The organism is Pseudomonadales bacterium (genome assembly GCA_024234615.1).
GTDB lineage: Bacteria > Pseudomonadota > Gammaproteobacteria > Pseudomonadales > IMCC2047 > JAJFKB01.
On record JACKNY010000002.1, the window covers coordinates 607,403 to 630,790 of the forward strand.

A 23,388-nucleotide genomic window follows, 5' to 3' on the forward strand; every position below is an offset into this window, starting at 1 on the left:
TAAAAATTAAAAGAACTGTACGACTGAAATTTATTTTCTATAAAGTTTTCTCGTGTTCAATTTAATAAAGTAAGTAAAAATTTTCCAACTGGCTGAAATGCCGGCGAAAAAAGGGGGCCGCATAACAACACAATCACTCTCAAAATACTAACGACTAAATTCATGCTTATTTTCTATTTTAGCTATAGAAAAGATGATTTAGCAGCGATATCTGTGAGCACTCCTATGTTGTTTCACTGCATCAAAGATCGTGCTCAGCTTAATAAAAACAGCGATTTGAAATATTAGGTAGAACAATGCATAACAAAAAAATGACTCACATCTTCGGGCTCAACATTCCTTTAGCTTTCAGCCTACTTGCACTGACCGGCTGTGAAGCCTCGTTGGATTTAAGGGGAGTTGAGGATGAGCTGTCGAAGTCGCGGCTGCGCACGGATCAATACCAGCAGATGGTGATGAGCGAAGGGGTGCTAACGCTGGTGGGTTCTGCTGGGGTAGTGCTGAGCAGTCGTGATGAAGGGGTTAGTTGGACGCGTCAGGAGGTGGCGGGGTCGCCGAACTTTATTGGGCTGTCGCTGTGTCCGGATCAGCGTCTGTTGGCGCTGAGTTTTGACCGTCAGGTGTGGTCGAGTAGTGATCAGGGCCGTTCCTGGGTTGCCCATGCCTTGCCGACCCAAGAGGACATGATCGGCCTAACCTGCGGCACCGATGGCAGCTGGTGGGTTAGCGGTAGTTACAGCACGTTATTACACAGCAGCGATCAGGGCCAAAGCTGGGCTGAAAGCAGTTTTGATGAAGATGCGCTGGTGACCCATATTCAATTTTTCGATGATCAGGTTGGTATTGCGGCGGCGGAGTTTGGTTTGTTCTTTAAAACCAGCGATGGTGGTCAGAGCTGGGACATGATCGGCACGATCGGTCAGGAGCTGTACCCGCTGACGGTGCATTTCAGTGACCCACAAAATGGCTGGGTTGGTGGTTTAAACGGTGTCATCATGCACACCGAGGACGGCGGTGAGACCTGGGCGGAGCAAGCCTCCGGGGTGGAGTCGCCGATCTATCGTTTCTTCGGTCAGGGCGATCGTCTTTACGCCGCCGGGGATCATGCGGTGGTATTAAGCTACCGCGATGGTGTCTGGGTTCAGTTGGAGACGCCCAACATTCCCATTTACCTGAGTGCTGGCCAAGTGCTCTCCCATCAACAGCTGTTAGTCGCCGGTGGCTGGGGGACGTTAATGACCCTGTCCGTTACCGACGCAGCGCTTTAGGCGCAGGAGAGAGCCCGCTATGAATCAAGTGACCCACTGGCTGCATAATATAGATAACCTGGTGTTCCGGCATCCGCGCAGCCTGCTGTCGATCATTGCCCTGATCACGGTATTTTTTGCGTTTCAAATTCCCGGTTTAAAGATGTATTCGGACTTTGCCGACCTGTTGCCGCAAAGTCACCCCTATATAGAACTGCACAATGAGATTAAGGACACTTTTGGTGGCGCTAACGTCATCGTGGTTGGGATAGAGATAGAAGACGGCGATATTTTCAGTAATGAATCGCTGGCCATGATTCATCGTCTCACCCTGGCGGTGGATAACCTGCCGGGGGTAAACCACAACCTGGTGTCGAGTTTGACCCACCGTAACTCGCGTAAGATCTGGTTGACCGAGCTCGGCAACATCAACTCCGAGCCTTACTATAACCCCTTGGGTGGAGCGATATCAGAGGAACAGTTGAACCTGTTACGTCAGGACGTGGTGGCCAATCCACGGATTTATGGTCCACTGGTTTCGCCGGACATGAAGGTGGCCTTGATCAAGGCACAACTGAACGAAGGCCAGTTGGACTACGAGCAGACCTTTGCCCAACTCCAGGCCGTGCGCGAAGCCGAAGCCCGCGCCGGGGTGAACATTTATGCTACCGGCCAACCGGTGCTGGTGGGTTGGGTCTATACCTACAAGGAACAGATCATCGAGATCTTCCTGTTTACCGCCCTGATCATGATTGCGCTGCTGGTCTTCCACTTCCGCAAACCCTATGGTGTGTTGATTCCCCTCGGCGGCGTGATTATCTCCTCGATTTGGGGCGTCGGTATTATTAGCCTGTTCGGCTATAACCTCGATCCCTTAGGCCTGGTGATTCCCTTTCTGATTTCGGCGCGGGCCATGTCGCACGGGATTCAGCTGGTGGAGCGCTATTACAGCGAGCTGGCCGAGTGTGATGATGGCCCCCGCGCGGCCCAGCTCACCTTTGAGAGTCTGTTCCGTCCCGGCACCCTGGGTGTGGTGTCCGATGCCATTGGTTTATTGCTGATTGCCATTGGTTCGATTCCGCTCAACACCAAACTGGCACACTACGCGTCCCTGTGGGCGCTGTCGATTGTCATCACCGTCTTAATTGCGGTGCCGCTGCTACTGTCGATTCTACCCAAGCCCAAGGATATCGAACTCAAAACCAATGTGCTGCGCGCCATCGGTGATGGCTGTGCTCATCTGATGGCCAATAAATCCGCACCGCCCGCTATTCTCAGTGTGGCGGCGCTGTTGTTAATCGGTGGTTTCTACCTCTCATCCCAGGTAACCATCGGGGAAGCCGAGCCCGGTTCACCGATTCTGTATCAGAACCATGATTACAACATCTCCTCCAAGCTGATCAATGACCGCTTTCCCGGCTCCGAAGAGCTGTATATTGTTGCCGAACACGCCGAGAACGGTGGTTTAAAGCGTCCGGAAGTGCTGGCGGCGTTGGCGGACCTGGAGCGGCACATGATGAAGGATCCGGAAGTAGGGGGCGCTAAAGGTCTGCCGGATTTGATCAAGCAGGTCAACCGCCTGTTACACAACGATGACCCGCGCTACTATCAGATTCCGGCCGATCCGGCCTACACCGGTGGGCTGATGTTTACCTACATGGCCTCCAGTCCGATCCCCGGTGCCTTAAAGGAATTCACCGACACCGATGAGCGGGTTGCCAACCTGGTGTTCTTCTACAAGGATCACCAGGGTGAGACCATCCGTCGAGCCATTTATATGGCCAAGCAATGGATTACCGAGAACGAGGGCAAGGTGGACGGTCTGACCATCCGCTTGGCCGGTGGCACCATTGGCGTCACGGCGGCGATGAATGAAGCGGCCTTTGATACCAACAAGCTGGTGTTGCCCTTGGTGTTCTTACTGATTTTCCTGTTTGTGACCCTTTTTTACTCCTCGTTGCAGGCAGGTTTTTTAATGTTCCTGGCAATGCTGTTTGCCACCACCATGACCTATGCCTACATGGGCTTGCAGGAGGTGGGGATTAACATCAATACCGTGCCCATCATTGCGGTGGGGGTGGGGGTTGGGATTGACTACTCGATCTACATGATGGATCGCATCCGTGAAGAGATGGTCAAGCTCAACAACCTGCGCCAGGCGGTAGAGCGAGCGATCAGCACCACCGGACTGGCGATTAGTTTTACCGCCATCACCCTGATTGCGGGGATTGTGATGTGGGTCATTTTATCGGATTTGCGTTTTCAGGCCGATGCGGCACTACTGCTCAGTGTGATGGTGGTGCTCAATGCGCTGGCGGCGCTATTGTTGGTGCCCGCCTGGGTACTGGTGTTTAAACCCGCCTTCATTGGTCAGGTGTATGAAGATGAGGACGGGATTATACAGGCGGGTGCGCCACCAGCGTCCGCCACCAAGGCCGTTCGCCCACAGGCGGGTGCGACACATCAAAAGCAGGGGAAGCAAGGAGCAGTCACGCAGGAGCACAGTAAGCAAGTAGGAGAGGAGATTACCTTGAGCGGGGTAGTGCCCACAGGTAACGACTAATGAAAGGAGCCTTAGGCTCCTGATAATAATGATCCTTAATGAAGGAGAAGACTATGAAAGGTAAGCAACTGTCCGGGAAACTGGGCCTAATCACGGCGGCGGTCACGTTCGCTGCGGGGATCCAAAGTGGCGGTGTACTGGCGGAGGATGTGGAGTGGAGCGGTTTTGCCGAGAATGCCACTTACCACCGTAAGGACGTGGGGATATCTAAATCGCGTTTTGGGGCACAACTGGAGGGGCTGAAGTTTATTGGGGATGTCGGACCGTTCCGTAATGTCAGCATCAATGGGGTGTTACGCCTGAGCTATGATGCGGTATACGATCTGAATGAAGATGACTTCGGTAATCGTGCGGGTGGGGCGGCAACGGTGAACTCCGTAGCCGGTCCTGCGCCGGTAGTGCCGGTTAACGGCTTGGGTATCGGGCCCGCTGGAGGAGCCAATGTGGGGTACTGGGCAGTCAACAATGTCCTTGGTGGCGGCATGCTTCCTAATAACACCTTCGTTGATGTTTATACCAACAACCCCAATGAAGGTATGATCTCCTTGGGTGATCATTTGCGCGATCATGGCGATGGTGTTTCCTTCGGCGTACCGGTACGCCCCTGCGATAAAGACAGCCGGGGTTGTCTTGACGACTACCTGGACTTTGATAAGGAAGAACTGGCAGCGCCGGAGATCTTTAGTGATCGTGGTGACTGGCTGCGAGAGCTCTATATTGACTTCAGCCTACCCATGAGTGGTGGTAATGAGGTTAACTTCCGGGTCGGTAAGCAGCAGGTGATCTGGGGCCGTACGGATTTATTCCGCGTCTTGGACGTACTCAACCCGGTGGACTATTCTCGTCATAATATCTACGACGAACTGGAAGATATTCGTATCCCGATGTGGATGATGAAGTCGGACTTTCGCTTCGGCGCTACCGGTCCCTTTGATGACTTCAATATCCAGCTGATCTGGAACTTCGATAAGTTCCGTCCTAACAACCTGGGTCAGTGTGGCTCAGCCTACGTGATTCTCGATGCCGGTTGTTTCTTTCGCGGCATGAATAATCTATGGGAAAATGGCGGCACCGTAGCTAATTTTGCTAATGGTAGCTTGGCCACCAACTTTGGCCCACACACCATTGGTATTCGTGATGTCGACCTGCCCTCCTGGAGCCTAAGCAATACCCAGGTTGGCTTTAAGGTGGAAGGGGTGATTGGTGACTTCGGTTGGTCCTTGAATGCCTTGACCTACCGCTCTCAGTTACCTTCGCTACGGGCGGGCCACATTCCAGTGGTTGACCCTTTTGCGGGCGGAGCAGCAGCGGTACGCGATTACCTGATTGCCTTTGATATGGTATTCCCACGCGTGAACCTGCTCGGTGGTTCGATTGACTACTACTCACAAGCGATCGATACGGTGTTCCGGGTTGAAGTGGCTTACACCGAAGGTGAAGAGTTTGCCAACACCTTAGAGCGTCGTCTGTTCTCCGAATCAGACGTGGTGCGTTTTGTGATTGGTGCGGATAAGAACATCTTTATCCGTCCGCTCAACAAGACCCGCGCCTTCCTGTTCTCCGCGCAAATCTTTGGTCAGCACATTCTCGATCATGAAACGGCTAGCGCTACTCTAGGTACCGTGGGCATGCCAGACTGGGAAGTCAATCATATCGCGACTTTCTTAGTCAAAGGCTGGTGGATGAATGACCGCCTCAGTCCGCAAATCATCATGGCGCATGATTTTAGAGCGGGCGCTACCGTGGTAGCCCCTTCCATCGACTGGCTGATCAGTGATAACTGGCAGTTGATTCTGGGCGCCAACTACAAAACCGGCGGTGAAGATGAGCAGTTCGATGACTGCCGTCTGTGTAACCCCTTCCCACCCTTTACTTCAGGCCCAGTACCTGAGCATGGTGTTGGGTTTACTTCCGGTTCGGCGGGTCTTTCTGGCTTTGAGCCGTTGGGACGTTTCCGCTCCGGTCCGATCGGTATGGCCGAGAAAGAAGACGAAATACAGCTGACGGTGCGTTATCGCTTCTAAGGCGAGGGCATCGATTTACGACCTTAACTGATAAAAAGGTAGAACTGTTATGACGATAAAAAAACTGATGATCGGCCTGGCGCTCAGTGGTAGCTTGGCCGCTGGAATGACGCACGCGGCGACCGCCGAAGATGTTGAAAACTCCTTTTACCCCTATAAGAGCGGTGTGCCCAGCTTTAACGGGCTGAGTACTGGCATGACCATTAATAGTGGTAATGTGGGCCAGTTCGAATCCATTATTGATCCGGAACTGTTTAAACAGATTCAGAACGGCTGGATGGACATGCAAGTCGGCGCCACCACCTCCTTTGACCTGCACCCCAACTATGTACAGGCCACCCGTGATAACCTCAACAAAGTGTCCCTGGGTGCTGAAGTGGGCCAGATCAACAACTTCGTGGCTGGCCGTCCCTTTCCGGAAGAGCCGGATATGAACGACCCGCGCGCTGGTGAAAAGCTGGCCTGGAACTACAAGTACGGTTATAACTGGGGTGATAACGCCGCCATCTACCCGTTCTACTGGAAGTACCGCAACATGGACAGCGGCAACGTTGAACGTACCATCAAGTTCAACTTCCACTTCCTCAACTTCAAACACCGGGTTAACCAACCCCCGATCCCGGACATAACCCCGAACCCGTCAGAGTTATTCCGTGCTATCTATGTGCAGGTACTTGAACCCTTTGACGTGAAGAACACCCAGCTGTTGATTCAGCGCGCCGAAGATGATCAGAAGCGCGATAATTCCTGGTTGTATCTGGGCTTCCAGCGCCGCGTACGCCGTCTGGCCACTGGTCAGGTGACGGACTCCTTCCTGGGCTCTGACCTGATGATTGAAGACTTTGAGGGCTATAACAACCGTGTCTCCGACATGGCCTGGACCTACAAAGGCACCCGTAACATCATGATGCCCTTCTACAACCACAATGACCTCACCCTCGACCCCGACACACACCAGGACGATGAGGGGTATCAAGTGGTGGCCTTTGCCGGCAAAGGGGGTTGTTATCCCAACATCACCTGGCAGCTGCGTAAGGTGTATGAGGTCGAAGCTGCCCCGGTGGATTCCAATCACCCGATCAGCAAGCGGGTATTCTTTATGGATGCCCAGACCTACACGATTCCGCGCGCCAACATTTATGACCGTGCCGGTAAGCTGTGGAAGACTTGGTTTCTTGGGCAGGCGCACCCGGATCATCATTTAGCCAAGAACAAGGGCACCGGGGTGTCGATTGATGATTCCTTCGCCATGATCGACGTGCAGGCGAACCACTGCACTACCGGTCAGTTCAAAGGTCAGGTCGATCCTGAGCTGAACCCCGTCAGTAAGTTCACGGTGCAAAACCTGCGGGCTACTGGTCGATAGGTTGGCAAGTTAAAAAATAGTAGGTGCTTAGAGACGGTGTCTCTAAGCACCCTTAACTTAAACTACCGGAGTAACATCATGGCAGTTCAACCCAACACAAAAGGTTACGGTTTGGGTGGTAAACGTGTTGTGATAACTCAAGCTAACAGTTTTATGGGTCCCTATTTGGTGGACGCCTTCACCAAAGAGGGTGCGGATGTAATTCCTGATCAGCGCGATCTTACCCACGACAAGGCTGCGGACAACCTGCTCGGTGAAGTAAAAAATATCGATGTCCTCGTCATTAATCTCGCCACGGACAGGTTTCGGGCGAATGCCATAGAAATAACCGATTTTCAGTTTCAACAGCCATTCGAAGAAATGGTTTATCCATTATTTCGGCTTGGTCGCTCAGTACTCCCACAAATGATCGCTCGTCGTTCAGGTAAAATTATTGTAATAGGCAGCGCAACGCCGCTACGGACTTTTCCGAACGCATCGGCTTACTCTGCTGCGCGAGGAGCTCAATTAGCCTGGGTAAAAGCAGTCGGTGTTGAGGTGGCTCCTCACAATGTACAAGTTAATGCCATCGCCCAAATATTCGTAGAAAATCAAGAATATTTCCCGGATGAATATCAACAAACAGACGAATTTAAGCAACGTTTGGCAGAGGTTCCAGCAGGACGTCTTGGTACGGGACAGGAAGATGCTGCACTCGCACTTTTTCTTGCCAGCAGCCAATGCAATTTCTTGGTAGGGCAAGCCATACCCTTTACCGGTGGCTGGACAAGCTAATAGCCGAGTCAGAGAATTTCCTGTTTTAAGTCTTTACGAACTCCCATTTCGAACCCTACCCGTCTAATAGTGTACTCATACAAGGAATATCGATCATACAAGATCAAACATCTAATTTGGTTGCGATCAACAGGGCTGTGACATATTCTGTAAACCTGCAATGGCCAGTTATACCAAAATACAATGAATCAACCCCTGACGACCAAACACTTCACATCTCCCATCTGGCAAAGCCCGTTTCGTCCCTTCTATCTGATGGGAGCAATCTACTGCCCACTTCTGGTCTTGCTGTGGTTGGCCAGCCATGCTGGCATCATCGGGGCGGTGAGCCCAAACTATAGCCTCTCCCTTTGGCATGGCCACGAAATGGTATTCGGCTTTTTCGGTGCAATTGTCGCTGGATTTACCCTTACCTTTCTTGGTAGCTGGGCACAGACAGAGGAAATTTCCGGTGGCCGATTGGCATTAATTTCAGCACTTTGGCTACTGGGCCGCCTGGCCTTTTATTTTTCAACGTTACTACCTGAAATGCTAGTGATGCTGCTTGACTCCAGCCTCTATTTTGTCATTGCGCTGATGGTAACGCCGAGACTCTGGGCGGCCCCAAATCGTATTTACTTAATAGCCCTCATTATTTTTTGCGGTATCGGTTTCGGCAACCTGCTATTTCATCTGGGCATCATGCAGGGAAACCTCGAATTAGCAGCACTGGGGTTACGCACGGGTATTTACGCCATCATGATTAAATTTGTGGTTGCTGGTGCCTTCTTAACCGTTGTCTTTACGAACAATATTCTGCCAGATCAGGGTGTTCAAGAAATTACCTTTAACCCTTGGATAGAGGGATTTGCCGTACTTAGTCTCGCCTTCTATATCCTGTCTGACCTGCTATCGATGAATTCAACTTGGTGCTTTGTTGCGGCAGTACTTGCTTGTGTGGTTCATAGCATTCGATTTGCTCGTTGGCATACTTGGCGGGTTAAAGCTTACCCGATTATCCTGATCATGCATCTGGCCTATTTATGGCTGATTCTCTCCTTTGCCCTACGCGCTATACATGATTTCAGTGGCACAATCTCGACACAGATTTGGTTACATGCCTTTACCGCTGGTGCTATGGGTTTGATGGGTATCAGTTTTATGACGCGCGTAGTGTTACGTCATACCGGCCGACAATTGAGGGCAAACCCAATCATTGTCGTCTGTTATACCTCCATTTTTATTGCCGCAGTGATGCGCCTTTGCGCCTATTTGTTCGGCTTTAACAACCCACTCATGATCTCTTCAGCAGTGCTATGGACCATTCCTTTTGCCGTCTATTTCGTGCTTTACGGTCATATGCTATGGCAGCCCAGTTTACCCAAGCGGCAGATTCCTAAGCAGGGCTAACGGCTAAACTTATTGAACTAACGGTGACTTGACAATCAAACTATCAACAAGCTGAGTCCGCCGATGGAGGTGTGTTATGTGGTATCAAGGCCTAGCGGGGCTATCTGCTCTGCAAATATTAGCGGTTCTAGCCGTTTTCCTACATTTAACCATCGTATCGGTAACCCTTTATCTACATCGGTATAGCGCGCACCGCTCTTTACAGCTCAACACAGCCATCAAGCACCTCTTCCGCTTTTGGTTATGGTTAACCACAGGCATGTCGACAAAAGAATGGACAGCTATACATCGTAAACATCATGCCCAGTGCGAGACTCCACAAGACCCTCACAGCCCAGTTGTCGTTGGGTTAGGCAAAGTTTTCTGGCAAGGCACTGAACTCTACAAACAGGCCAACACCCCGGAAACACTCGAAAAATACGGCAAGGGTACACCCGACGATTGGGTCGAACATCACCTGTACGCTAAAAGCGCACTCGGTATTTCCTTAATGTTAATTATCGATATTCTACTATTTGGCGCCATTGGCATCACGGTTTGGGCCATTCAAATGATTTGGATACCCCTTACTGCAGCCGGAGTCATTAATGGCATAGGCCATGCCTGGGGCTACCGGAATTTCGAGAGCCCAGATGCGGCGCGTAATATTCTTCCCTGGGGCATTATCATCGGCGGCGAGGAACTGCACAACAATCACCATACTTATCCCAACTCCCCCAAACTATCGGTGAAATGGTGGGAGTTTGATATTGGCTGGTTTTGGATTAGGACCTTGAAATTACTGGGGCTAGCCAAGGTCAGGAGTATGGGTCCCCTTGCCATTCGCGTTCCGGGCAAGCGTTTAATCGATATAGACACCACTTGGGCAACCCTGAATGATCGCTTTAATATCTTGGCGCAGTATTCGAAACAGGTGGTATTTCCTTTGGTTAATCTAGAGAAATCAAAAACCGACAGGGTCGGCAAGAAAATATTGAATCGAGTAAAATTCCTGATTTGTCGCGATCAGACAGCCAGCATCGTAACCAAAGGGAAAAAGCCACAGGCTGATATTCGAAACCTGCTGGCGCAACACCCTAATTTAGAGCGCATTTATGATATGCGCAAAGCCTTGCAATCCATCTGGCAAAAAGGCGCTCAGAATATCAACGAAATGTCGCAGGAGCTGCAAGCTTGGTGCCTAGAGGCAGAAGCCAGTCAAATTCAGGCATTAAAGGATTTTGCGGATTATTTGCGTAGCTATTCCATGCCAAGGGCTAATGCGCTTCATTAAAGCCTCATATGTAGTATGTTGGTCCTTAAAAATTCCGCGTATTCGCTACGGAGGCTGCCTGTAAAGAGCTACCCACATATAAAAAAATTCCATGCCTCTATTTCCCTAGGCCCCACAAGTAAGCTGCACTAGCAAGACGACTTTAGGTGCAACAAAAATATTGATTCAAATCAATGCCGATCACCCACCGATAAGTTAAGGTACGCCTATCAATTTGTGATCTTTGGCTAACAAAGCATAGATTGATATCCATCAATCCCTGTTCTGTCTGGGGGGCGACGCAAGTTACCCCCCAGCTTTTTTTATTTCTCACAAGCCCATCCAACCTGAATTTCTAATTGCTCCCGCTTTTCATTGTGACGTGCTTTTTGTAATGCTTTGTATCCTTTCCGTCGTTGGTTTTTCCACCTTATTTGCTCCTGTACTAATCGTTGCTTCGCCTTCTCGCAACGCTCCAGTTTCACTAATTTTTTCCGAGCAAACTTCTTTTGTTGAATAGCGATAGCTTTTTCACGCTGCTTACGCTCACTACTTTGCTGCTTAACTGTCAGAGCAATATCTTTCTGTATTCTCTTAGATCGCTTCAGTTCCATTGCGTCTGGTGGCTGCAGCTCAAGCACGACCTGATCTGAACCTGCCTGAGGTATATCGCTGAAATGTATTTTCCCATTAGCATCATGCCATTGGTAAATTTCGGCTGCCGGTAATACAGAGGTAAATATTAAAAAGAAAAATAACAGTAAAATAATCATAGCGTTCCCTGCCGATTAGCTTGTCTGAAGCAGGTATTTTATCGCACTATTGCGAAACTATCACACCTCTTGACCGCCTTCTAGTTGACGGCATGCAATCTAAAATCGATTCCACAACGTTGCCATAAATCACCTTTCAATCAATCATTGTCATGGTATATTGAGCGCCTTAAGGATATTGCCTATGAAAAAAATATTTGCACTCGTCATTCTCTTAGCGGCTATCGGGCTGTTGGTATGGATTTCCACAAGAGAAGATACCCCCCAAGTCACTTTGGCTACGATTAAAAAGGGGCAGGTGCAGTCAACTATTTCCAACACGCGTGCGGGTACCGTCAAGGCTTGCCAAAGATCAAAGCTATCTATGCCGATCGGAGGTCGCGTTGCTAAACTTTTTGTAGACGAAGGCGATGTGGTCAGCGCCGGACAGATTCTGCTTGAACTCTGGAATAAAGATCAAATTGCCCGTACCAATCAGGCAAAAGCAACATTAAAATCGGTCGAACTTAAGCTACGACAAGCCTGTCTCACCGCAAAATTTGACCGTCGCGAATCAGATCGCCTGCAATCTCTGCTCACTCGTAATTTAACATCCATTGACAAGGCCGATAGCGCCCTTACCAAAGCCGATGTAAGCGACTTAGCCTGTACAGCCTCAAAAGCTGAGAAAGAGATCGCTCAAGCATCACTGGAATTACAACAGGCGCTACTTGAGCTGACTCAGTTAAAGGCCCCCTTTGATGGCGTGATTGCCGAAATTAATGGCGAAGTTGGCGAGTATGTAACGCCTTCGCCCCCTGGTGTTGCAACCCCACCGGCAGTAGACCTTATCAACACACAATGCCTCTACGTCACCGCTCCCATCGATGAAGTCGACGCAATGCCATTACGTATCAACCAGCCCGCCGAAATCAAATTGGATGCCTTTGGCAATCGTACCTTTCAGGGTAAACTTACCAGGATTGCACCCTATGTTGTGGATTTAGAAAAACAAGCACGAACCGTCGACGTGGACATTCGATTCACAGCAGCGCCGGAAGATGTTGCTCTACTCGTCGGTTACAGCGCAGATATTAGCGTGATTCTAGAATCCCATGAGCAAGTACTTCGAGTACCAACAGAGGCGGTCTTAGAAAATAATCAAGTTCTTCTCTACCAAGTAGATACTGGCGTGCTGGAACAGCGTAGCTTTAAGGCGGGTATTAGCAATTGGTCCTATGCCGAGGTGCTAGACGGCCTCAAAGAAGGTGACCAAATTGTCCTTTCTCTTGATGCACCCGGCGTAAAAGCAGGTGCCAAAGTCACACCCAAAGATGATTGAACTACGCGAAATCTGTCGTACCTTCTACCTTGGCGATCAAGCTGTTCGAGCACTTAATCAGGTTAACCTGTGCATTGAACAGGGCGAATATATTTCCGTGATGGGGCCCTCTGGATCGGGCAAATCGACCCTCCTCAACGCCATCGGTTTATTGGATCGACCTGATAGCGGCGAATATATCATTGATGATATCAGCACCTCTTCACTTAACGAAGAAGCGCGTGCGCATATCCGACGCGACAAGATTGGTTTCGTTTTTCAATCCTACCATTTAATTGGCAGGCTTACTGCGCGTGAAAATATTGCCTTACCGATGGTGCTTGCCGGAGTTCCACCAAAACAACGCAACCCCGCCGTTGAACAAACCTTAGAGAAGCTTAGCCTTACTGATAGAGCGCATCACCTGCCTAACCAATTATCCGGCGGCCAACGGCAACGCGTTGCTATTGGTCGTGCAATTTTAATGAACCCCAGTATATTGCTCGCTGACGAGCCCACGGGCAACCTAGACTCAAAATCCGGAGCTGATGTGGTTGAAGTCTTGGAACAATTAAATCAGCAGGGGATCACTCTGTTAGTCGTCACACACGACCCCAACCTAGGCAAACGCGCTCACCGTCGCATTAAAATGATGGATGGTAAAATTGCCGAGGACATCCGCCAGTAGAGCTCAGCTATGAGGCTATTAGATATTATTTTATTCACTGGCCAGACCCTGAGCCGACATCGCTTTCGCAGCGCCATGACGCTGGTTTCCATGGCGATTGGTGTCGCCGCCGTAGTAACCCTCACCGGGCTTGGCGAAGGCGCCCGCGGTTATGTGTTGGGCCAGTTTTCCTTTCTCGGCACCGATACATTGATTATGTTTCCTGGAAGAAAAGAAACCACGGGCGGTATGCCTCCGGTGACTGGATCCGCTGCGCGTAATATTACCCTCGATGACGCCCGCACCATGCAACGTCTGACTAGAGGTTTAGACCAGCTAGCACCCTTAGTGGTTGGCTCGGCACCCATCTCCTATTTATCGCGTTCACGCGAGGCCATGACAGTTGGGACGACAGTCGCTTTTTTTAAAATTCGCGCCATTAAAATGCGCCAGGGAACTCCGCTGCCGAATATTCCCATGGAACAGGGGAAAAATGTTTGCGTCATCGGAGAAACCATTAGGGAAGAACTCTTCGGTAGCTCACCGGCAATCGGGCAGTGGCTGCGTATTAGCGATCGCCGCTGCCGTATCATTGGCTTAACCGAAGGTCGTAGTGACGCTTTTGGCATGAATCTCAGCGATGCCGTTTTCATTCCCGTCGCATCCGCGCAGGCGCTGTTTAATACCGATGCCTTATTCCGTGTATTTTTTAAGGCCAAAGATAACGTCTCCTTAGCAGCGGTTGAAAAGCAATTACTCAACATCATGCGGGATAGACATCAAGGGGAACTGGATGTCACTCTCGTTCGACCCGACGCAATGATTAGTACCTTTAACGATTTGCTACTAATGCTAACTTTTGCCATTGTCGGTATCGCATCAATCAGTTTGTTGGTGGCAGGCATACTGATCATGAATATCACCCTGATCTCCGTCAATCAGCGCACTAGCGAAATCGGTCTGCTCAAAGCCATTGGTGCGCCCGCTGCGCAAATTCGCATGCTGTTTTTAACAGAGGCACTATTACTCGCACTGATAGGCGCAATTACTGGCATTATAATCGGTGAAACCCTGCTCTTTGCTGGCACTAAATTTTTCCCCGACATACCTTTCCATACGCCCTTTTGGGCAATTCTGAGCGCGCTAGGTGTTGCTTTCCTCACCTCAACCCTGTTCGCTTACCTGCCTGCCAATCGAGCGGCCAAACTTGAACCCGTCATTGCCCTCACGGTGAAATAATGCACATTCGGGATTGGTTAAAATGGGTCATGTTAGCGGTTACCACCAGTCGCTTACGCACCGCGCTTACCTCGCTCGGGATTGCCATTGGTATTGCTGCTGTCGTCCTTTTAACCTCAATAGGAGAAGGTATACGCATTTATATGCTGGATAGTTTTTCTCAATTCGGTACACATCTCATCGCCGTAACACCCAGCAAAGTCAGCACCCAAGGTATCGGTTCTCTATTAAAAACAGTCCGTCCACTTTCATTAACAGACAGTGCGGAATTATCACGCTTACGCTATGTCACTCAGGTGGTGCCGATAGTCCAGGGCACAGGTCGCATTGAAGCTGGACAGTTTGCACGGGATACCGAGGTATTCGGCGTCGGTCACCAAGCAGCTGAAGCATGGCGTTTTAATGTCGCCATTGGCCGCTTCCTACCTGCCGATGATCCAAGTAGGGCTCGTGCCTATGCTGTGCTTGGACACAAGCTAAAAAACGAATTGTTCGGCACACAAAACCCACTGGGACAATTTATCCGCGTTGGCGGTATGCGCCACCGAGTCATCGGCGTGATGGAAAGCAAAGGCCAGCTGCTCGGCTTCGACCTGGACGACGTGGTTTATATTCCAACCAGCCGTGCGCTAGAACTTTTCAATAAAGAAGGCCTGATGGAAATTGATGTCGTCTTCAGTCCTGCTGTTACCTCCCAACAAATGAGTGAGCAAATTACAAAGCTACTGACACAGTTGCATGGGCGCGAAGATTTTACACTTTTCACGCAAGAAGACATGCTCGAGACTCTCGATAACATCCTGACGGTTGTTAAGTTTGCGATTGCCGCACTCGGCGGTATTTCGCTGGTAGTCGGTGGCGTCGGCGTACTTACCATCATGACAACCAGCATGCGCGAACGAACCTCGGAAATTGGTTTGCTCTGCGCGCTGGGAACAACCCAGCGGGAAATTTTATTCCTGTTCCTGGGAGAAGCCATTTTTCTAGCACTGCTCGGTGGCATTCTGGGACTGATTATTGTGTTATTCGTATTTATCATCCTCCAGTTTGCCGCGCCCGATTTACCTCTGACTTTCTACCCGATGTATCTCGTGCTTTCGCTGCTCCTATCCTGTGCGGTTGGCTTAGCTGCGGGCATTGCCCCTGCGCGTACGGCTGCTCGGCTGAACCCTATTGATGCACTGCGCGCCGAGTAAAGAAATCAACTGAAACTAGATATCGATTCCCGATTTGCCCGGTGCAATAATGCCATTGGGGTCAAGCGCCCGTTTCAGTGTTTGGTTAACCTCGCGCTTCACTTCACCATAGAGTTCCGCTACGTCGTCCATAAAAGCAGTGTTGGCTCGATATACCCCATACCCCTGTTTGGCAAAATCTGTTAATAGCGTTTTATAACAACCATGCGCGGCTTGCATTTCCTTAGGGTTGGTGCGGTCATAAAGTAGATCGACAATATGGTGCATTTCGCGCCAACCGATTATGAAGAGCGCCACATAATCAATGCCAAAATCTCGCGTAATTTGTTTGGCCATTTTCATTTGCTTCATGGTTTCCCCACCACGCGCCTGAGATACCGGCGCAAACCAAGTAGAACCGCCACCGCCTCGCCAATTGTACAGGCCAAACTCAAACATACTCAGCGTACCCGACATCATATCCTTGCGATATTGCCATAGAGGGTCGTCAGGTTGCATATTCTCTTCGGTTAAAACCTCACCACCTGACGCCTCAAAAGCCGCCTTTACCATTTTCCAGTTAACCTCTACCTGTTCCTGGGTGCCATAAAGCGCTGCATAGACATTCCAAGCACCATAGCCTTTCTCCTTTGCCAGCCGATTGACAATTTCATCTGGAATTTGCCCTTCGCCGTCCCATACATCTGCGCGTTTATGGGTAACAGCAATTTCCCACAGCGCATTAGAAACGGTTCCCGCATTGGCGATGATCTGATTCATACGCAAGGGTCGAATGGTATCAATCGCTTTTACAATATCTTCATCTTTTGGATATTTAACCAGAAAAGGCTTATAAACTGGCGGCTTTGGCATTAACCAAAAACCCATTTTGGTCACCACGCCATAGTTTGATTGAGTAAAAATACCATCCAGATACGGACCATACCCCCACTTAAAAACTTGCCAGGTATTCGACTTTTCCAAAGCGCCCATACCCGTTTTCAGCACCTTGCCATTAGCCAGTACCACTTCCATTCCACACTGAAACATAAAGTGCTCACCATAGGGTGTGTAGCCGACACCACGATCCAAGGTATTCCCGGTTGGGCTGGCCACGGGCGCTGGCATTGGTGTATCCAGCCACAGCGGTAAATCATGCGCTTTGATGTAATCTGCTAGTTGCTGATAAGTAACCCCTGCCTCCACCAGCGCATAACCCAACTCAACATCCACCTCAATAATTTGGTTCATGCGCCTTAAATCCAATACCAAAGTGCCACGACGCGCGGGTGCTGCTGACCCATAGCCAAAATTACGCCCAGTAGAGATGGGCCAAACTGGCGTTTTATATTTATTGCAGATATCCATAATTTGCTGGACTTCTGCAACTGTTTTCGGCATCAGTGCACCTGCGGGAAGGTGCTTGTCCTCATCTACCGGAATCATAATTTTCGTATAGGGTGCTATTAACTCAGGCGCGACAACAACATTGTCTGCTCCGATAGCGGTTTTAAACTCGGCAATTGCCAACGCAAACTGATCTTGGCTTACACCCTCTGGAAGTGCCACGAACCGATTCTCTGTCATTGCAGATTCCTTTTGGATTTGAGTAATTGAGATAACGCCTCAGAGACTAAATGCAAATGTTTCCACACTACTCACTGGGCTAGCACTTTCAAACAAATGAGTTGCAGGATACTGCACCACTGACCCTACCTGCCAACGTCCACTGGCAAGGTCAACCAGCATATTGGCAACAGCCTCTAACCAATCATTCATGAGAGGCGGCTGAGGCGTCGCGGTCATTTTATTAACGGCACCAATGCAGTATTCGCTAACCTGAAATTGGCTATTAGATGCGGCAACTCTTGACATAAAATGATGCGCCGCACCTTGACTCGTGGGCACCGTATAAAAGCTGTGGCTACTGCGATCATTACTCGACACTACATGTCGCCCGTGCAGCAATAATGATCCGCCCACCTCGCGCACCAACGACTCCAAGACTGGATAGAAATCACAACCCACTGCGCCTACTACCCTTTTGCCCTGATTATTTCTAAGCCAATTTCGCAAAATTGCTATTTGGTTAATACGTTCTCGTTGAATCAACTCATGGCGTTCAATTTCACGAAAACCGACTAGCTGTTTTTGCAGCCTTACAGAAAGTGTGTCATCAGCAAATAGCGCACAAATATTGTTCGATTCGGTTCTGGATAAATTAAACGCTGAAAGCGGAGGGGCCGACGCCATGGCGGATGCCGTCGATGCCGCCGACACCAAGAGGAACGCCCGACGGGAAACTTTTAGACTCATTGTTCTCCCTCTCCTGGCACTGCACTTTGCTCAATCCACCGTGCTAACGCTTCCAAATCTGCCACACCGATTTCACTCGGTTTAAAAGCTGGCATCGCATTAAATCCGTTACGCACCCGATGGGCGATATATTGCGGCGGCAATGCTCGCCCAAATAGAACAGGTGCAACACCAGTATCATGGCAGTAATGGCAGGTGCTTGCATAGATTTGCTGGACATCGCGCCATTCACCATAGGAGTGCCCAAAAGCACTATCAACAGGAGTGTAGAGAATGTATACGGTGGGAACGGAAAGCAACAATCTTGAGACAAACGACAGCTTTTTCATTGGCATGCGCTCGGAGAAAGTCTTTTTGATTTAATAGCAAGGCAGCCATACTATACGCCTTCATTACTGTTACTGGCAACAATTAATCATGCCTAACATTCAACGATTGAACGACCTATCACTCTCCATCAGGAAACTGTAAATAATATTTGGCGTCAACCGCACTAGTGCTCCAGCGCGGACGCTCCGCCCAGAAAATGTTCGCCTGCTCATCAATATTTGGCTCTGCGTCTAAAGACCCCGCCGGGATAATTATTGCCGCACCCTTCTGATTGAGATAAGGGAGACCAGAGCCGCACTCCGTACAAAATGCCTTGGTAAAATCACGCCCAGGAAATTCAAAACGTTTGATGTACTTTTCTCCCGCTGTCCACTGCAACTGCTCGGGTGGGGTATAGAGATTTGCAGCAAAGGCAGAACCCGTTATTTTTCGACACTGAGCACAATGGCACAGATAAAGCCGTTCGAAACTATTATCTACGCTAAATCTCACCTTGCCGCAAAGACATCCACCACTGATTTGACCGTTCATATTGTGTTCTCCCGCTTGACTTTATATATGACAAAATACTCGCCCCTATCCCCGCTTGGCTGATTTTTTTAATCAGCATTCTTTTCCGATGGTCGCTAGCCATCTACGATTGATCAGGATAAAATTTGATTTAATTTTAATCTTAAAAGATTTAATGTATATGCCCAAAATAAAAGATAGTTCTACTGATGATGCACAATTCCACCCCTTTCTATTACTGGGCGTTATACTTGGCGTGACCGCAGTAATAGCGGTAATTTGTTACGGATTACAAATTTATTATTTAGGAATCAACTAACATCAATAGTGCTACCCTCCTCCGAATTTGAAGAAGGGATTCACTTCATCAAGAGCTAACCTTTCGAGTTATGTGTGATATCACCTGGCTCAGTTGCAACCTTTGTTTTGCGTTTCCATAAGCCATTGGCACTAAAACACTGCCAGCCCCATTTCAGCCAACCTAACAGTGCAAAGACCACCCATAAAGACCAGGCCAACATAACGATACGATAAAACCAAATTGGCACGGAAATGACCCAAGCCGTTGGTAAATCCTGCACTGTTCTGTCTTGGTACCATTGATAATAAAAGTTACTCGAGCCATTGCCGGTTACCTGCATATTGGGCAGAGAAAGCAAACTTAGTGGAATAGTGCTGATCAAACTCATCAGCGCCACAATGGATAGTAAAATCAACCCAAGCTGCATAAGATCGAAGCTCCTCGATGCTAACTCCGTTTGCAAGCGTGCGCGGCGTTCCATAGCAAAGAACCAGAGCACTACGAAAACTCCACCGACAGCAGTGACGGTGCTCATCCCCAAACCGAGCAAAACCCATTGATAGGTTTTGACCGGAATATTCAACTGCTGTCGCTTAGTCATCCAACTGAGCCCAACGGCAAGCAGTAGAATGACAATGAGTACGCCCCAAAACAGCATGGCAGGACCAATACTGGGACCACCTACTAATAACGGCCAGCGATTACGTGGCAGATTGATCGAGAGTTCCACATTAGCCGCTGGTGTCGACAGTATGACATTGGGTGTTGCCTCAACAATCGACAACTCTTCCTCTGTTTTCCACTTTATCTGTAATGATTGTAATCCTGGACGCATAGGGATAGTCAGTTTTTCCGGATCCTGCGTCACCACCATGGTTTGCCCATCAACCACCAATTCCTGAATCTGAGCATTGGTCGGTAAGCTCATCGGATACTCGCCACCCAGGCTAGCGCGCACCGCTATTTCCAAGGTACTGATACTGGCTCGCTTACCAGGCACATAACTTAGTTTGGCGCTTTCCACTGTTTGCACCGGTCCTTCTAACGCAAGAGGTCGGGATATCTCAATACTCAGCTCCTCGCCCGGCCAGGGCCGCCACTCTGGCATTTGATTGCCCGAATCCATGGATTGTTGAATACCGACCAAACCTGTTGTGTTGACATGCCAGATAGGTGATGCGGCAATCCGCCAATGTTCCACCCAACTTTGATTTTCTGATGCCTTCACCTTGATGGGTGAGGTTTGCTGCAAGCTCGATTGCCAACTCACCTCTCTTTGATTCGGAGCCATCGCAATAATGGCCTTCCCGCCAACGGTTTTGATGCCACCGCTTACCACCGCTTCATTTGGCCAAAGTGGAATTTGCAGGTTAATACTACTGCGGCTCGGCGCGATACGCGTAACTTTGGTACGCACCTCCCAATCCACACCCAGATGAAGTGTGCGCTCTACCAGGACAAAGGGATCGATCGGGCGTGGCAATAATTGATCTTCAGCTTGATTATCCTTTGGCGTCTTGACGATCCGATCCAACTGTAGACTGCCACCCTGAATCGCGCCATCGATCAAACCCCGCACTTGCCAGCCAGTCACCTCGACGTCAACATTATGTGCCGGCGCTTTAAAGGGTAGCAGTAGTGTGTCTGCGTAGACGGGGCCTTCCAAAATGAGCTCATGTCTGCCCTGCTCAAGCGCCGTAAACAACTGCCCAGCGCTATCTTGAAACAAAGAGGGAACCTGCTTACCATCCAATACCACTAGTCTTGGCAACCACTGCTGTCGTTGCGCTGGTAGTGGCAGCGCGCTGTGCGCCAGACTGTCCACCTGCAATCTCAGTATTAAACGATCCTGCGCTAACTGTATTTTCACCTGGTTGATATTGACGCAATCGGGTGTGCACAACGGCGGTTCCAGCAGGCGTCTCTCCAGCTCAATCAGTAATGTTTCAGGTGGATAATCTGCTTGCGCCAAAGGTACATTTGATGGCAGGAGATTGAATAAAAACACCAAGGGCAACAACCAGGATGATGTTTTAGCAGTACTCAGGCTCGGTAATTGAACACCCAACCTTAGGGTAAATTGCATTAACCCGATGGTGAGAACTGCAATTAATATCACCTGTAAGAATTTCAGCAAGCGAGTGAGCATGGGCGAGAGGTAGTAGAACTGAACATCCTGCCCTTGCGCCACCGGACCACTCCAATGCAGGCTGACGTTGTGCCAATTCCAGGTTGGTTCGCCCGGGCCGGTTTGAATTCTGGCATTACGATCAAATTGTTCGAATACTTTTTCCTCTGCTTGGTGGGGCGCAACCACGGCATTCAGCGTTGCGCTTTTTCTACTACGCATTTTTTCCGGCATCACCATGTCCATTTCGACAGCGGCCTGCGGTACGCTACTGTAGGAATAACGCGCTGTATTGATGGCCACATCACGCTCCAGTTGGGGATACAAACCTTCACGAATTTGTTCGACAGCAAAGACTAAAACCATCAGTACCAGCAGTAGTAAACTGAGGAAATGATAATTGCGCAATAGTTGTTGTAACCTGCCAGCTGGTAGCACTCTGAGTAGTGCCAAAGCCCCAACAATATTCAACCAAATAAAGAGCGGCGCGTTCTGTTCATGATAGGTGATCGCTAATACTGCGGCGGCGATCAGCCCCCAGCGCAGCCCCAACAGCTGGCCAATCGAGACGGCAATGATCAGACATAAAAACAAGTCCCACAAATCCCATTTTGAGAGCCAGGAGTTTTGTACTAGGTCGACACCGCTGGCATGCAATAGCATCCAACCTGGGGGCAGATGTAACTGCGCGGAAAGTTGCGCAACATCATGCGACCAGCCTATTGCGCCCATCTCGGTCGCACCTCTTAAGTAGCGACTGACAGCGACCAAATCCAGATGGCCTTCTCGTATCTCTAAACCGGGCTCACCCTCTTCTAATCGAGTGATCAAGCGTGGCTCTCCGCCGACAGCAGCTCGACCTAGTTCATATCCCGGTTGCATATTAAGTCGCCAACCCTGATTCATTTTCCCGCTCAGATAATCCTTAGCGGTATAGCCACTACCATCAAAATCCAACCAAAGTTCGCGATTGACCTGCAATTCATTTTCTGCGGGCGTAGCATTACCGCGATAAGTTTCTGTCAGCGCTAATTCAGAATCAGCCGACATCAGATAGGTAGATAGCCCTGACCAACCTTGTGGTAGATTCAGTTGCGAGGGATCAACGGAAGCCGCGCCATCGAGCTTAACAGACCTAAGCTGCCGGTTAGCTTGAAATACCCAAACTTCCTGTGTGGGCCAAAGTTCATCCATAGCTTCTACGGAAAATTTCTCAACTGGCGCAAGATAACGTGACAGCAAGCTAATTTCCCATTGCCCTGCTCGAACCTGAATACGCAGCCGACCATCTTCCTCTACTCGTGCGGGCAACGGCGAATCAAGGCGTACCGGCTCGCTCTGCAACGGTAATAATCTACCTAATACTAACTCTCGATCGCGCCCGGACACCGCGAACCGCACCTTGGTCTCTAACTGGAGCGGAATATCATCGATCAGTTTGCGAAACACATCTACTTTTACCACCTCGGCCTGCTTGCTTACCTTTGGTTGCAGCTGGGTTTTACTAAACCATAAGCGGGCACGATCAATATTTGGATTTTCTACCAATTTGCCAGCAATACTAAAAATAACTATGCCCACGTCTTCCGGTAACGCTAGATACTGCGGTTTCTTTTTCCAGCTTATTTTACCGGTAACCTTATACCGCCCAGCATCCACTTGCACCACCGGATGCCCGTTGCGTTCCAGCACGACAGCAGACTGCTGATTGACCTTTACCTCCTTTGGCCAATGCCGCTGGTCACCTGGCAGGGTTAACCAGCTCTGCGCGTAAACATCCCAGGATTGCTCGAACTCAACGCCATTACCTACCTCTTTAACCTGTAACAGGCTCGGCCAGGCGCAGCGTTTTTGTTGGGGTTGCTGATATAGATAAGGACAGCTGTAATCGGGATGCTTGTGCAGCACCCACTCTCGCCAGGGTTCTAACGTCGGTGGCACTGGCGTAGTGCTTGCTTGCGATACGGCAGTCATGCCCAAACAGACTAAGACAAACAGGGTGTTGGACAATGTCCTTATCATGTGCATTTTAAT

The 23,388-nt window shown here is 49.7% G+C and carries 17 protein-coding genes; 11 read left to right on the forward strand and 6 right to left on the reverse strand.

The genetic code is table 11. The annotated features are described in order from the left end of the window. The first annotated feature begins 296 nt into the window (after window positions 1-296). From H6995_12035 to H6995_12065, 7 genes are all read left to right on the forward strand, one after another. Complete coding sequence (locus tag H6995_12035; GenBank protein MCP5215727.1) at window positions 297-1,268, forward strand: glycosyl hydrolase; 972 nt, start codon at window positions 297-299, stop codon at window positions 1,266-1,268. A gap of 19 nt (window positions 1,269-1,287) precedes the next feature. Continuing rightward, the gene (locus tag H6995_12040; protein ID MCP5215728.1) at window positions 1,288-3,810 is read left to right on the forward strand and encodes an MMPL family transporter; all 2,523 of its coding nucleotides are present in this window, start codon (window positions 1,288-1,290) and stop codon (window positions 3,808-3,810) included. A gap of 38 nt (window positions 3,811-3,848) precedes the next feature. Further along, window positions 3,849-5,834: a DUF1302 domain-containing protein gene (locus H6995_12045; GenBank protein MCP5215729.1), complete on the forward strand. Its 1,986-nt coding sequence runs from the start codon at window positions 3,849-3,851 to the stop codon at window positions 5,832-5,834. A 49-nt stretch (window positions 5,835-5,883) separates the two neighbouring features. Beyond that, window positions 5,884-7,200, forward strand: coding sequence for a DUF1329 domain-containing protein (locus tag H6995_12050; protein MCP5215730.1), 1,317 nt, complete (start codon window positions 5,884-5,886; stop codon window positions 7,198-7,200). Between the two features lie 78 nt (window positions 7,201-7,278). After that, window positions 7,279-7,974, forward strand: a complete 696-nt coding sequence (locus H6995_12055; GenBank protein ID MCP5215731.1) for an SDR family oxidoreductase — start codon at window positions 7,279-7,281, stop codon at window positions 7,972-7,974. A 183-nt stretch (window positions 7,975-8,157) separates the two neighbouring features. After that, window positions 8,158-9,363 (forward strand): NnrS family protein, encoded by a 1,206-nt coding sequence (locus tag H6995_12060; GenBank protein MCP5215732.1) that lies wholly within the window; start codon window positions 8,158-8,160, stop codon window positions 9,361-9,363. Between the two features lie 76 nt (window positions 9,364-9,439). Further along, entirely contained in the window at window positions 9,440-10,636 is a 1,197-nt protein-coding gene (locus H6995_12065) for a fatty acid desaturase (GenBank protein MCP5215733.1), read from the forward strand. Between the two features lie 302 nt (window positions 10,637-10,938). Here the strand turns inward: H6995_12065 and H6995_12070 are convergent, their stop codons facing one another. Then, a complete protein-coding gene (locus H6995_12070; GenBank protein ID MCP5215734.1) occupies window positions 10,939-11,388 on the reverse strand; it encodes a DUF4124 domain-containing protein in 450 nt (149 codons plus the stop codon). A 184-nt stretch (window positions 11,389-11,572) separates the two neighbouring features. Here H6995_12070 and H6995_12075 point away from each other — a divergent pair, with 184 nt between their 5' ends. The 4 genes from H6995_12075 to H6995_12090 are packed head-to-tail and all read left to right on the forward strand — an operon-like array spanning window position 11,573 to window position 15,790. Next, window positions 11,573-12,709 carry an efflux RND transporter periplasmic adaptor subunit gene (locus H6995_12075; GenBank protein ID MCP5215735.1) on the forward strand — a complete coding sequence of 379 codons (1,137 nt, stop codon included), beginning with the start codon at window positions 11,573-11,575 and terminating at the stop codon, window positions 12,707-12,709. After that, a complete protein-coding gene (locus H6995_12080) occupies window positions 12,702-13,376 on the forward strand; it encodes an ABC transporter ATP-binding protein (protein MCP5215736.1) in 675 nt (224 codons plus the stop codon). Before H6995_12075 ends, H6995_12080 begins: the two co-directional genes overlap by 8 nt. Before the next feature lie 9 nt (window positions 13,377-13,385). Beyond that, window positions 13,386-14,594: an ABC transporter permease gene (locus H6995_12085; protein ID MCP5215737.1), complete on the forward strand. Its 1,209-nt coding sequence runs from the start codon at window positions 13,386-13,388 to the stop codon at window positions 14,592-14,594. After that, window positions 14,594-15,790, forward strand: a complete 1,197-nt coding sequence (locus H6995_12090; protein MCP5215738.1) for an ABC transporter permease — start codon at window positions 14,594-14,596, stop codon at window positions 15,788-15,790. Before H6995_12085 ends, H6995_12090 begins: the two co-directional genes overlap by 1 nt. A 15-nt stretch (window positions 15,791-15,805) precedes the next feature. Here the strand turns inward: H6995_12090 and H6995_12095 are convergent, their stop codons facing one another. The 5 genes from H6995_12095 to H6995_12115 form a co-directional block, all read right to left on the reverse strand. Then, entirely contained in the window at window positions 15,806-17,356 is a 1,551-nt protein-coding gene (locus H6995_12095; protein ID MCP5215739.1) for an FAD-binding oxidoreductase, read from the reverse strand. A gap of 39 nt (window positions 17,357-17,395) precedes the next feature. Next, entirely contained in the window at window positions 17,396-18,085 is a 690-nt protein-coding gene (locus tag H6995_12100) for a hypothetical protein (GenBank protein ID MCP5215740.1), read from the reverse strand. After that, complete coding sequence (locus H6995_12105) at window positions 18,082-18,414, reverse strand: cytochrome c (GenBank protein MCP5215741.1); 333 nt, start codon at window positions 18,412-18,414, stop codon at window positions 18,082-18,084. The genes H6995_12100 and H6995_12105 overlap by 4 nt, the downstream gene beginning before the upstream one ends. 118 nt (window positions 18,415-18,532) lie before the next feature. Then, window positions 18,533-18,946, reverse strand: a complete 414-nt coding sequence (locus tag H6995_12110) for a GFA family protein (protein MCP5215742.1) — start codon at window positions 18,944-18,946, stop codon at window positions 18,533-18,535. 353 nt (window positions 18,947-19,299) lie between these two features. Continuing rightward, the gene (locus H6995_12115; protein ID MCP5215743.1) at window positions 19,300-23,376 is read right to left on the reverse strand and encodes a hypothetical protein; all 4,077 of its coding nucleotides are present in this window, start codon (window positions 23,374-23,376) and stop codon (window positions 19,300-19,302) included. Between the last annotated feature and the right edge of the window lie 12 nt (window positions 23,377-23,388).

Bases quoted from the DNA above. Each gene is read 5' to 3' on its own strand.
- H6995_12035 (MCP5215727.1), top strand. From the start codon at position 297: ATGCATAACAAAAAAATGACTCACATCTTCGGGCTCAACATTCCTTTA.
- H6995_12040 (MCP5215728.1), top strand. From the start codon at position 1,288: ATGAATCAAGTGACCCACTGGCTGCATAATATAGATAACCTGGTGTTC.
- H6995_12045 (MCP5215729.1), top strand. From the start codon at position 3,849: ATGAAGGAGAAGACTATGAAAGGTAAGCAACTGTCCGGGAAACTGGGC.
- H6995_12050 (MCP5215730.1), top strand. From the start codon at position 5,884: ATGACGATAAAAAAACTGATGATCGGCCTGGCGCTCAGTGGTAGCTTG.
- H6995_12055 (MCP5215731.1), top strand. From the start codon at position 7,279: ATGGCAGTTCAACCCAACACAAAAGGTTACGGTTTGGGTGGTAAACGT.
- H6995_12060 (MCP5215732.1), top strand. From the start codon at position 8,158: ATGAATCAACCCCTGACGACCAAACACTTCACATCTCCCATCTGGCAA.
- H6995_12065 (MCP5215733.1), top strand. From the start codon at position 9,440: ATGTGGTATCAAGGCCTAGCGGGGCTATCTGCTCTGCAAATATTAGCG.
- H6995_12070 (MCP5215734.1), bottom strand. From the start codon at position 11,388: ATGATTATTTTACTGTTATTTTTCTTTTTAATATTTACCTCTGTATTA.
- H6995_12075 (MCP5215735.1), top strand. From the start codon at position 11,573: ATGAAAAAAATATTTGCACTCGTCATTCTCTTAGCGGCTATCGGGCTG.
- H6995_12080 (MCP5215736.1), top strand. From the start codon at position 12,702: ATGATTGAACTACGCGAAATCTGTCGTACCTTCTACCTTGGCGATCAA.
- H6995_12085 (MCP5215737.1), top strand. From the start codon at position 13,386: ATGAGGCTATTAGATATTATTTTATTCACTGGCCAGACCCTGAGCCGA.
- H6995_12090 (MCP5215738.1), top strand. From the start codon at position 14,594: ATGCACATTCGGGATTGGTTAAAATGGGTCATGTTAGCGGTTACCACC.
- H6995_12095 (MCP5215739.1), bottom strand. From the start codon at position 17,356: ATGACAGAGAATCGGTTCGTGGCACTTCCAGAGGGTGTAAGCCAAGAT.
- H6995_12100 (MCP5215740.1), bottom strand. From the start codon at position 18,085: ATGAGTCTAAAAGTTTCCCGTCGGGCGTTCCTCTTGGTGTCGGCGGCA.
- H6995_12105 (MCP5215741.1), bottom strand. From the start codon at position 18,414: ATGAAAAAGCTGTCGTTTGTCTCAAGATTGTTGCTTTCCGTTCCCACC.
- H6995_12110 (MCP5215742.1), bottom strand. From the start codon at position 18,946: ATGAACGGTCAAATCAGTGGTGGATGTCTTTGCGGCAAGGTGAGATTT.
- H6995_12115 (MCP5215743.1), bottom strand. From the start codon at position 23,376: ATGATAAGGACATTGTCCAACACCCTGTTTGTCTTAGTCTGTTTGGGC.